Source organism: Bacteroides caecigallinarum (genome assembly GCF_021530995.1).
Classification (GTDB): Bacteria; Bacteroidota; Bacteroidia; order Bacteroidales; family Bacteroidaceae; genus Phocaeicola; species Phocaeicola faecigallinarum.
In genome coordinates this window covers 19,498-30,926 of record NZ_JADYTF010000030.1, presented here as the reverse complement: position 1 = coordinate 30,926, position 11,429 = coordinate 19,498, and the positions used below count along the sequence as shown (strand labels likewise).

General features: G+C 40.9%; 12 protein-coding genes. All 12 read left to right on the top strand.

Annotation, left to right across the window (positions count from 1 at the left end; all coding sequences use genetic code 11):
- Positions 1-331 precede the first annotated feature (331 nt).
- The 12 genes from I6E24_RS06230 to I6E24_RS06175 all read left to right on the top strand — a co-directional run bounded on the left by I6E24_RS06230 (position 332) and on the right by I6E24_RS06175 (position 11,363).
- Positions 332-1,342 (top strand): NAD-dependent epimerase/dehydratase family protein, encoded by a 1,011-nt coding sequence (locus I6E24_RS06230; protein WP_235327126.1) that lies wholly within the window; start codon positions 332-334, stop codon positions 1,340-1,342.
- The gene (locus I6E24_RS06225) at positions 1,339-2,304 is read left to right on the top strand and encodes a phosphatase PAP2 family protein (RefSeq protein WP_235327132.1); all 966 of its coding nucleotides are present in this window, start codon (positions 1,339-1,341) and stop codon (positions 2,302-2,304) included. Before I6E24_RS06230 ends, I6E24_RS06225 begins: the two co-directional genes overlap by 4 nt.
- A 16-nt stretch (positions 2,305-2,320) precedes the next feature.
- On the top strand, positions 2,321-3,304 hold the full coding sequence (gene dusB, locus I6E24_RS06220) for a tRNA dihydrouridine synthase DusB (RefSeq protein ID WP_235327124.1): 984 nt from the start codon (positions 2,321-2,323) through the stop codon (positions 3,302-3,304).
- Positions 3,305-3,675: 371 nt separating this feature from the next.
- Positions 3,676-4,968, top strand: a complete 1,293-nt coding sequence (metK, locus tag I6E24_RS06215; protein ID WP_235327122.1) for a methionine adenosyltransferase — start codon at positions 3,676-3,678, stop codon at positions 4,966-4,968.
- A gap of 123 nt (positions 4,969-5,091) precedes the next feature.
- Positions 5,092-5,679, top strand: coding sequence for an LOG family protein (locus I6E24_RS06210; protein WP_235327120.1), 588 nt, complete (start codon positions 5,092-5,094; stop codon positions 5,677-5,679).
- Positions 5,680-5,699: 20 nt separating this feature from the next.
- Positions 5,700-6,482, top strand: a complete 783-nt coding sequence (locus tag I6E24_RS06205) for a DUF4271 domain-containing protein (protein ID WP_235327118.1) — start codon at positions 5,700-5,702, stop codon at positions 6,480-6,482.
- 4 nt (positions 6,483-6,486) lie between these two features.
- On the top strand, positions 6,487-7,233 hold the full coding sequence (locus I6E24_RS06200) for a uroporphyrinogen-III synthase (RefSeq protein ID WP_235327116.1): 747 nt from the start codon (positions 6,487-6,489) through the stop codon (positions 7,231-7,233).
- Between the two features lie 108 nt (positions 7,234-7,341).
- Positions 7,342-7,737 carry a ribonuclease P protein component gene (gene rnpA, locus I6E24_RS06195; RefSeq protein WP_235327114.1) on the top strand — a complete coding sequence of 132 codons (396 nt, stop codon included), beginning with the start codon at positions 7,342-7,344 and terminating at the stop codon, positions 7,735-7,737.
- Positions 7,738-7,740: 3 nt separating this feature from the next.
- Positions 7,741-7,971 carry a membrane protein insertion efficiency factor YidD gene (yidD, locus tag I6E24_RS06190; protein WP_262911894.1) on the top strand — a complete coding sequence of 77 codons (231 nt, stop codon included), beginning with the start codon at positions 7,741-7,743 and terminating at the stop codon, positions 7,969-7,971.
- 17 nt (positions 7,972-7,988) lie between these two features.
- Entirely contained in the window at positions 7,989-8,633 is a 645-nt protein-coding gene (locus I6E24_RS06185; protein WP_235327112.1) for a TatD family hydrolase, read from the top strand.
- Positions 8,634-8,735: 102 nt separating this feature from the next.
- Positions 8,736-10,028 carry a tyrosine--tRNA ligase gene (tyrS, locus tag I6E24_RS06180; protein ID WP_204446737.1) on the top strand — a complete coding sequence of 431 codons (1,293 nt, stop codon included), beginning with the start codon at positions 8,736-8,738 and terminating at the stop codon, positions 10,026-10,028.
- A 330-nt stretch (positions 10,029-10,358) separates the two neighbouring features.
- A complete protein-coding gene (locus I6E24_RS06175) occupies positions 10,359-11,363 on the top strand; it encodes a hypothetical protein (RefSeq protein ID WP_235327111.1) in 1,005 nt (334 codons plus the stop codon).
- The last annotated feature ends 66 nt before the right edge of the window (positions 11,364-11,429 follow it).

The following is an 11,429-nucleotide window of genomic DNA, read 5'->3' as shown; positions in this document are numbered from 1 at the left end:
AAATGTATGCACCTCAAATATACAACATTTTGTGCTTCGAGCACGGCAATAGACGATCAATCAAGTACGTAGGGCTTGATTTTTTATTGCACCGGCATAAAAAACGAAGATTTTTATGTAAGTTTGTGGACATCAAGCCCTGCTACTGTTCTATTAGGTCTATTCATATGAGGATTTTTTAATAAATGTATGCACCTCAAATATACAACATTTTGTGCTTCGAGCACGGCAATAGACGATCAATCAAGTACGTAGGGCTTGATTTTTTATTGCACCGGCATAAAAAACGAAGATTTTTATGTAAGTTTGTGCCTTTATAATACGGGAAGTTATGAATAACAAAATATTAGTAACAGGAGCCAGCGGATTTATTGGCAGTTTTTTGGTTGAGGGTGGCCTTGCCGAAGGAATGCAGGTATGGGCCGGAGTGCGTAAAAGCAGTAGCAGAAAGTATTTGCAGGACGATCGGATCCGTTTTGCCGAACTCGATTTTACCGATTCGGACAGACTTGCGTCGCAGTTGCTCAAGCATAAGGAGGAACACGGCGGATGGGACTATATCATTCATTGTGCCGGTGTCACCAAATGTTTAGACAAGGCAGGTTTCGAGATAGGAAACTATTGGGCTACACGTCATTTCATCGAAACCCTCATGAAACTTGATATGGCTCCTAAGAATTTTATTTTCATAAGCTCACTCAGTATTTTCGGACCTATACGCGAAAAAGACTATTCGTCAATATGCGAGACGGATAAGCCTGTTCCGAACACTGCATACGGATTCAGTAAGCTCAAGACAGAGGAATATCTTCAGGGTCTGAAGGATTTTCCATACGTGATATTCCGTCCTACTGGAGTATATGGCCCTCGGGAGAGGGATTACTTCCTGATGGTAAAGTCGATATGCAATCATGTGGATTTCGTTGCGGGATATAAGAGACAGGACATTACTTTCATATATGTAAAAGATTTGGTTCAGGCCGTTTATCTGGCAATTAAGAAGGACGTGAAATACCGCTCTTATTTTGTGAGCGACGGCGAGGTGTATAACAGCCGTACATTTTCCGACCTTATACGCAAGGAACTGGGCAATCCGTGGATGATCAGGTTCGTCTGTCCGTTGTTCCTTCTCAAAGCCATCTCATATATAGTTGAGTTCTTTTCACATTTCACTCACAAGCCAAGTACTCTGAATAGAGACAAATATAATATAATGAAGCAGCGCAACTGGAGGTGCGACATTAGCCCGCTCGTAAAAGAATTGGGATATAAACCCGAATATAAACTGGAGCGTGGAGTAAAGGAAATAATAAGCTGGTATAAAAAAGAAGGATGGATATAAATTTAAAACTATTGGAAAGAGTTGAGAGTGGCAAAGGACTTTTTGCGGTAGAGAGTATAAGCCTTATATACAATGCCCTGACCTCAATACTCATATTGATTTTGTATCCTCGCATGGACCATCCCGGCATTATGCTTCTGGAACGTCTGGGGATAGTGGTGCTCACATTTGCCCTGATGTATCTATATCAGGCTTTTCCGTGCAGGCTTACGGCTTTTGTGCGTATGATTGTACAAATGTCGCTTTTGGCATACTGGTATCCCGACACGTATGAATTCAATCGTGTGTTCGACAATCTGGACCATATATTCGCAGCCATGGAACAGTCATTGTTCGAGTGTCAGCCGTCGGTTGAGTTTAGCAAGCTTTTTCCTTCGATTTGGTTCAGCGAACCGCTTAATATGGGATATTTCTTCTACTACCCCATGATGCTTATTGCTGTGGTATATTATTTCATATATCACTTTAAGTGGTTTGAAAAGATTTGTTTTGTGCTTGTCACCTCATTTTTCATATACTATCTGTTCTATCTGCTTGTTCCCGTGGCAGGTCCGCAGTTCTATTTTCCGGCGATAGGTATGGATAGGGTAAACGCATGTGAATTTATCCCTCTTGGGGATTATTTTAATTACAATGTACTTTTATTCCCCGCCCCTGGATACGACCACGGCTTTTTCTACAATTTGGTCGAGGCTTCACAGGAGATTGGCGAGCGGCCAACCGCGGCATTTCCAAGTTCGCATGTAGCCATATCAACCATTGTTATGATAATGTCATGGCGTGTGAGCAGGAAATTATCTTATTTTCTGCTGCCTTTTTACATACTTTTATGTCTGGCCACTGTATATATACAAGCTCATTATCTGATAGATTCCATTGCCGGATTCTTTTCGGCTTTTGTGGTTTATCGTGTGGCTACACTGATGTATAACAAATGGTTTATTACTCCCACTTTCAAATGATTAATAAAACTGGTTTATGAAGATTAGAAATATAGATTTAGGAGAACAGCCCGTACTTCTTGCACCAATGGAAGATGTAACCGACCCGGCATTCCGACTTCTATGCAAGGAGTTTGGAGCAGATATGGTATATACCGAGTTTGTATCGAGCGATGCCCTGATACGTTCGGTGGGCAAAACCATGCTGAAACTTAACATCAGCGAAAAGGAACGTCCCGTAGCCATACAGATTTACGGGAAAGACACTGAGACCATGGTTGAAGCTGCCAAAATAGTGGAGCAGGCAAAACCTGACATCCTGGATTTGAATTTCGGATGCCCTGTAAAGCGCGTGGCTGGCAAGGGCGCTGGTTCAGGTATGCTGCAGAATGTTCCTAAGATGCTTGAAATCACCAAGGCTGTGGTTGATGCAGTGAAAATACCTGTCACTGTGAAAACCCGTTTGGGATGGGACTCTGAACATAAGATAATAGTGGAACTGGCAGAACAGTTGCAGGACTGCGGTATAGAAGCCTTGACAATACACGGACGTACACGCGCACAGATGTACACCGGCGAGGCAGACTGGACGCTAATTAGCGAGGTGAAAAACAATCCGCGTATGCGTATTCCTATTATAGGTAATGGTGACGTCACTACTCCACAACGTGCAAAGGAATGTTTCGACAAATATGGAGTGGATGCCATTATGATCGGCCGAGCCAGCTTTGGTCGTCCATGGGTATTTAAGGAAGTGAAACACTATCTGCAGACAGGTGAAGAACTGACCGGACTTGATTTCGGATGGAAGATGAATGTTCTTCGTCGTGAGGTACAGGACAGTGTAAATCTGCTTGACGAGCGTCGCGGTATTCTGCATGTACGCCGCCACCTTGCCGCATCGCCTTTGTTCAAGGGAATTCCTAATTTCAAGGAAACACGTATTGCCATGCTCAGAGCTGAAACTTTGGAAGAGCTTAATTCTATTCTTGATCATATAGAGGAAAACTTCAGTTACTGATATAAACTTATCACGTTTTTCGGCACATTATCTCTAAATATAACTTATATTTATAAAAACACAACTTGCATTTATATAAATATAAGTTGTATTTATAAGTACACAGTCTGTATTTATAGATTATATCATCACTTTTATAAGTTTCTGACACCATCTTTGATTCTTTTTACGACAGACTATGTTAAAATTATACGCATTTTGTAATTATTCCAACTAATATGCGTATCTTTGCAGGCGAAAATAAAAAGTGGAAAGATTTGAGTAGCTTGCAACCACGGAAAAAAATGCTAAAACACATAATTGATTTTCTTCCCCTACTCTGTCCGTACACGGATAATTACAATCACTAATTTTTTAATTTAAAACGTAAAATGGGATATTTATTCACATCCGAATCTGTGTCTGAAGGACACCCCGACAAAGTAGCCGATCAAATATCGGATGCTGTGCTTGACAAACTGTTGGCTTATGACCCCAGTTCTAAAGTAGCTTGCGAAACATTGGTAACTACCGGACAGGTGGTACTGGCAGGAGAAGTGAAAACCAATGCGTACATCGACTTGCAGCGTGTAGCCAGAGAGGTTATCAACAATATTGGCTATACAAAGAGCGAGTATATGTTTGAAGGAAACTCATGCGGAGTACTTTCTGCAATCCACGAACAGAGTGCAGATATCAACCGCGGAGTGGAACGCGAAGAACCAATGGATCAGGGTGCAGGCGACCAGGGTATGATGTTCGGTTACGCTACAAACGAAACTGAAAACTACATGCCTCTTTCGCTCGACCTTGCTCACAAGATACTTAGAGTACTTGCCGATATCCGTCGCGAAGGCAAAGTAATGACTTACCTCCGTCCGGACTCAAAAAGCCAGGTTACTATCGAATACGATGACGACCGCCGTCCTGTAAGAATAGACACTATCGTAGTTTCTACACAGCACGATGAGTTCGTTGCTCCTGCTGATTCTTCTAAAGAAGCTCAATTGAAGGCTGACGAAGAAATGCTTGCAACAATCCGTAAGGACGTTATCGAAGTACTTATGCCAAGAGTGATAGCAGAGATACACAATCCTGCAGTATTGGCTCTGTTCAACGACAACATCAAGTATCACGTAAATCCTACTGGTAAATTCGTTATCGGTGGCCCTCACGGTGATACAGGTCTTACAGGACGTAAGATTATAGTTGACACATACGGTGGTGCAGGTGCACACGGTGGTGGTGCCTTCTCCGGCAAAGACCCAAGTAAGGTAGACCGCAGCGCAGCATACGCAGCACGCCACATTGCAAAGAATCTTGTAGCAGCAGGTGTAGCAGACGAGATATTAGTACAGGTTTCATACGCTATCGGTGTTGCAAGACCTATCAACATCTACGTAAACACTTACGGCAGAAGCAATGTAAACATGACTGACGGCGAGATAGCAAAGAAGGTTGACGAGATATTCGACATGAGACCTAAAGCTATCGAACAGCGTCTGAAACTCCGCAACCCTATCTACAGCGAAACAGCTGCTTACGGACACATGGGACGCGAACCAAAGGTTGTTACAAAAACATTCGAATCTGTTTACGAAGGCAATAAGACAGTTGAAGTAGAACTCTTTACATGGGAAAAACTGGATTATGTTGACAAAGTAAAAGAGGCTTTCGGACTATAATCCAATAACATATAAAATGAAGGATGAATGGCACACAGTGTCTTCATTCTTCATTTTTTTGCATTGACAGTTTACAAAGTCTTTACAATCAGCTTCTAATAACTAAAAAATAAAATCAAGAATTTGGAAAATATAAAATCAGTATGCGTTTATTGCGCATCAAGCACAAAAATAGACGAGGCTTATTTCGAAGCAGCAAGGCAATTAGGTAAACTGCTGGCAGAGAAAGGTATAAATGTGATAAACGGAGCCGGATGCCAAGGGCTTATGGCAGCCGTATCAAATTCTGCTCTTGAAGCAGGAGGGAAAGTGACAGGAGTTATTCCACACTTCATGGTAGAGCAAGGTTGGAACCATACCGGACTGACACAGACCATTGAAACTGAGACGATGCACGAAAGAAAAAATCTCATGGCAGAGATGAGCGATGCCGTAATCACACTGCCGGGAGGCTGCGGCACACTGGAGGAACTGCTGGAAATAATTACATGGAAGCAGCTTGGGCTGTATCTCAAACCCATAGTTGTACTGAACGTAAACGGATATTTCACGCCGCTGCTCAATATACTTGAAAAAGCCATTGAAGAAAACTTCATGAGACCGGAGCATGCCAGACTATGGGAAGTGGCAAATACTCCGGAAGAGGCCGTAGATTTATTATATACGATACCGATGTGGAACAAAGAATTTCGTAAATTTGCAGCCATATAAGCATTATCCTGATAAGAAACATGAATGAGTGGACATTAACAAACGACAGCCTGTGTGTAAAACCCGCTACCGGACAAACAATCATACCCGAAGACAACGGTATGCAAGGCGAGACAATGCCTTACAAACTGGTATCGGACAGTAACGTAATGGCTGCCCTAATGTTAGGTTTCCTGCTCATAGTCATAGCTATGCAGAACGAGAAGAAAGGGGTAATCAGGATATTCCGTAAATGTATTTCCACTTCATCGGATAGAGCAAACCTATTCGATGACAACTATAACTCCACATCCAACATAACTACAGTCCTTCTGTGCTGTGTATCCGGAGTAATGGGAGGATTGCTAATCTATCACTACTACTCCTATTCCAACCCGGATTTCTTCTTCAGTGCAAACCATCCTGCAATGATGGGAATTTATGCAGGAGCACTGATTATCTTTCTGATACTAAAATGGATAATGTATTCATTCATAAACTGGATTTTTTTCGACAAAGAAAAAAACAGGCAATGGATAGAAAACGTTTTTAACATAATTGCCGCTCTGGGTTTCACACTTTTCCCCACAGCACTTTACATCGTATTTCTTGACTCAGAATTTCATTTTTCAGCAAAAATCATACTAATTATCATCTCTATAAGTAAAATATTGTTATTTTACAAGTGTTTTAGGTACTTTTTCAGAGGTTTTCATGGCGTTTTACATTTAATTTTGTACTTTTGCACCCTCGAAATAATACCCGACCTTTTTCTGTGGAAAGGTATAGAATTAATTAACAGCATATTGATATTAAAAATTTAAAGCATTGAAGATAAAGAAAGTTCTTGTTTCTCAGCCAAAACCGACAACAGAGAAGTCTCCTTATTTTGACATTGCTGAGAAATACGGAGTGAAGATAGATTTTCGCCCGTTTATAAAAGTAGAGAGCCTGACTGCAAAGGAATTCAGACAGCAGAAAGTATCTATTTTGGACCATACAGCTATCGTGTTCACATCACGCCATGCAATAGACCACTTCTTTAATCTTTGTGTGGATTTACGTGTTACGATACCTGAAACAATGAAGTATTTCTGTACATCAGAAGCAATCGCACTCTATATACAGAAATATGTACAGTACAGAAAACGCAAAGTGTTCTTCGGACCAAGTGGAAAGTTTGCAGACTTGCTTCCTACTATCATCAAACACAATACAGAGAAGTATTTCATCCCAATGTCGGATGTTCACAACGATGAAGTAAAAGACTTGCTCGACAAACACAAGATACAGCACACAGAGGCTATCATGTATCGCACTGTAAGCAATGACTTTACACCGGAAGAAAGTTTTGATTACGATATGTTGGTATTCTTCAGCCCTGCAGGAATACAATCGTTGATGAAGAACTTCCCTAACTTCGAGCAGAAGGACATCGCAATAGGATGTTTCGGACCTACAACAGCCAAGGCTGTGAAAGATGCAGGACTGCGTCTTGATCTTGAAGCTCCATCTGCAGCAGCTCCGTCAATGCCTGCCGCACTTGATTCTTTCATTCGCGAACATAATAAGTAAATAAAAGAACAAATATCACCCATAATCGGGAGTTTTGTATCGGGAAAGTTTTTAACTTTGCGGTGCGGAACTCCCGATTTGTTTTTTAACATCATAAAATAAGGATTAATGAGCGAGAAGAAAATATTCACATTACAGAAGGAAGAGAGACTGAACAGCAAAACAATCATAGAAAAGCTGTTTTCAGGTGGAAGCAAGTCTCTGCCGGCATTCCCGCTCAGAATAGTCTACATGTCTGTGGAGGAAGAATCGCTTCCCACAATATCACTCCTTATAAGCGTTCCGAAAAAGAAGTTCAAAAGAGCCGTAAAAAGAAACCGTGTAAAAAGACAGATAAGAGAAGCTTACAGGAAAAACAAATTCATACTGAAAAATATTCTGGAAAAGGAGAACAAGAAAGCCGCAATAGCTTTCATCTGGCTTGGAAACGAGCTATGTGACTCTACAGAAATAGAAAGCAAAGTAATAAAGCTGCTCCAGCTGGCATCCGAGAAATTTGTCTGAAAGATGAAAATCATAAAACTGATATTTACATATCTGCTACTGGCTCCGGTCTATTTCTACAGAAACTGTATTTCGCCGTTTACACCTCCGTCATGCAGGTTCACCCCTACGTGCTCACAATACGCCATAGAGGCCTTAAAGAAGCACGGTCCTGTCAAAGGTTTGTACCTCACTATAAGAAGGGTCTTGCGATGTCATCCGTGGGGTGGCTCAGGATATGATCCGGTGCCTTAATCCAATATACCACTATCATGATTACTGATATCCATTCACACAACGTTTCAGCCATGCATGAATACAAAATAAACAGTTTCTGCATGAAAGACAAGGATACCGTAGATTTCATATCAGCAATACATATTTCTATAGGTATCCATCCGTGGTATGTTACTACAGACGACATAGAAGAACAGACAGAATGGATAAAACAAACTGCAATAAACGACAAACGCGTAATTGCAATAGGCGAATGCGGAACAGACAAACTGTGCAATACAGATATGAATCTGCAGTATGAAGCTTTCTGCAACTGCATAACCTTATCGGAAGAACTAAAACTCCCCCTCATAATCCACTCAGTAAAAACATCTAACGAAATAATAAGACTCCGAAAATCAATAAAACCAAAACAGGCATGGATTATACATGGTTTCCGTGGAAAGCCTGAACAGGCATTACAATACATAAACAATGGATTATATTTGTCTTTCGGAAAGTTATATAACACTGAATCAATAAAAATAACACCTCACGACAGACTGTTGTTTGAAACAGACGAACACAGCGGAAACATCATAGAAATAATCACAAATGCAGCGAAAACACTTGACATTCCGACCGATAAAATACAGAACATCGCATCAGAAAATGCTAAACGTCTCTTTTTTAATAGATAAAAATTGGTTATTCAGATAAAGTGTCGTAATTTTGCCATCAACAACTAACGGTAAACGAAGTTAAACCAAAAATTTTATATGTTAAACTAAGAATTTCATTCGATGAACTTTGTAGAAGAATTAAGATGGCGCGGAATGGTACACACCATGATGCCAGGCACAGAAGAACTACTTGAAAAAGAAATGGTAACAGCTTACCTCGGTATTGACCCTACTGCAGACTCTTTGCACATCGGTCACTTATGCGGCGTTATGATGTTAAGACATTTCCAGCGTTGCGGCCACAAGCCGTTGGCTCTTGTAGGTGGTGCTACAGGTATGATTGGCGACCCGTCCGGAAAATCACAGGAACGTAACCTGCTGGATGAAGAGACATTGCGCCATAATCAGGAGTGTATCAAGAAGCAGTTGGGCAAATTCCTCGATTTCGAATCGGATGCCCCAAACAAAGCAGAACTGGTAAACAACTATGACTGGATGAAAGACTTCTCATTCCTCGACTTCGCACGTACAGTAGGAAAGCACATCACCGTAAACTACATGATGGCAAAAGACTCTGTACAGAAACGTCTTAATGGGGAAGCACGCGACGGACTTTCATTCACTGAATTTACTTATCAGTTGTTGCAAGGATATGACTTCCTGCATCTGTATGAAACCAAGAACTGTAAACTTCAGTTGGGTGGTTCCGACCAGTGGGGTAACATCACCACAGGTGCCGAACTGATTCGCCGTACAAACGGTGGTGAGGTTTACGCACTTACATGTCCGCTTATAACAAAAGCCGACGGTGGTAAGTTCGGTAAGACAGAATCAGGAAATATATGGTTGGATCCTCGATATACATCTCCATATAAATTCTATCAGTTCTGGCTCAACGTTAGCGATGAAGACGCTAAGAAATATATCAAGATTTTCACTTCAATATCAAAAGAAGAAATCGACAGCCTGATAGCTGAACATGAGGCAGCTCCTCACTTGCGCGTTCTTCAGAAACGTCTTGCCAAGGAAGTTACTATCATGGTTCACTCTGAAGAAGACTACAATGCAGCTGTTGAAGCATCAGGAATCCTGTTCGGCAATGCAACTTCAGAAGCTCTGAAGAAACTTGACGAAGATACTCTTCTTTCTGTATTCGAAGGTGTTCCACAGTTCGAAGTTGCCAAATCAGAGATCGAAGCCGGAATAAAGGCTGTTGACCTGTTTGCTGAAAAGACAAACATCTTCCCTTCAAAAGGCGAAATGAGAAAGATGGTACAGGGCGGTGGTGTTTCTTTGAACAAAGAGAAACTTGCTGCATTCGACCAGACTATCACAAGTGAAGATCTGCTTGACGGTAAATATCTTCTCGTACAGCGTGGAAAGAAGAACTATTATCTGATTATTGCAAAATAAACACACACACAATAATTACACATTAGAGACCGCAGGACAATCAGTTTCTGCGGTCTTTATTTTTTTATTATACCTCTTTTGTCATCTTATATCAAATACTTCAATGAAAAATCGCTTATTCCTAATATCATATTATACACTTGCCACAATTAAAGCCATATTTCGTGTAACATCTTTGTAATATATGCTACATTTGTGTTTAATAAACTAATTATTAGATATATACATTTAAGGGATAAAATCAGATTAATATTAATGTTAAGCGATTGTAACATGTTTGTAACACCAAACTGTCATTTTTGCGTCGTGAAAATTAAGCAAGCTATAAACATGAGAAAGATTTTACTAAGTGTGATGTTGGCACTTGCAATACCAACAATAACATTTGCAAAAGAAAAAAAGGAGGAGAAAAAAGGAAGTGCAATCATTACCATCTATTCTGATTTGCATTCAGGATTCGGAACTGTGAACAACGACAGAGGTTTTAATTTGGACAGAGCCTACATTGGCTACCAGTATAAATTACCTCACAATCTCTTGATAAAGGCGGTTATGGACTTCGACCAGTCAGACGACGTTGACGACATACAGAGAGTAGGCTTTATCAAAAACGCAATGGTTTCATGGAAACACGAAGGACTGACATTGAACGGAGGTTTGATAAGCACCACACAGTTCAAGACTCAGGAAGATTTCTGGGGCAAACGCTACGTTATGAAATCATTCCAGGATGAATATAAATTCGGTAGCAGCGCCGACCTCGCTGTATCTGCAGCATACAAATTTTGCGATATTTTTTCTGCCGACGTAATAGTAGCAAATGGTGAAGGCTACAAAAAAGTACAGGTGGACGACGGTCTCCAGTACGGTGCCGGCTTGACACTCACTCCGGTAAAAGGATTTATGGTGCGTGCATACGGTTCATACAACGAAGCCGGACAGAGCATAAAAGATGCAGCACAGAACAAAGACGATGTAAAAGGAACTACAAACCTCGCATTCTTTGCAGGATATAAAAACTCTGCATTCTCTCTTGGAGCAGAATACAACTGGATGAAGAACACCAAGTTTGCCAATGGCAACGACAAGAGTGGTGCTTCTGTTTACACAACAATAAACCTTACAAAGAAAATCAACATATACGGACGCTGGGACTATCTCACATCAAAAGACTCATGGGACAGCACTAAAGACGGAATGGCCGGTATGGCTGGTGTAGAATTCAAGTTGGGAAAATATGTAAAGCTATCTCCTAACTTCAGAATATGGGCACCTAAGGCAGACGGAACGAAGAACCTTACATACGCATACTTAAACGCTTCTTTCGCTCTCTAATAAGAAATATTCAGACAGTGTCCGAACAATAATTAAACAACTATAAAACAACAGAATATTAATTTT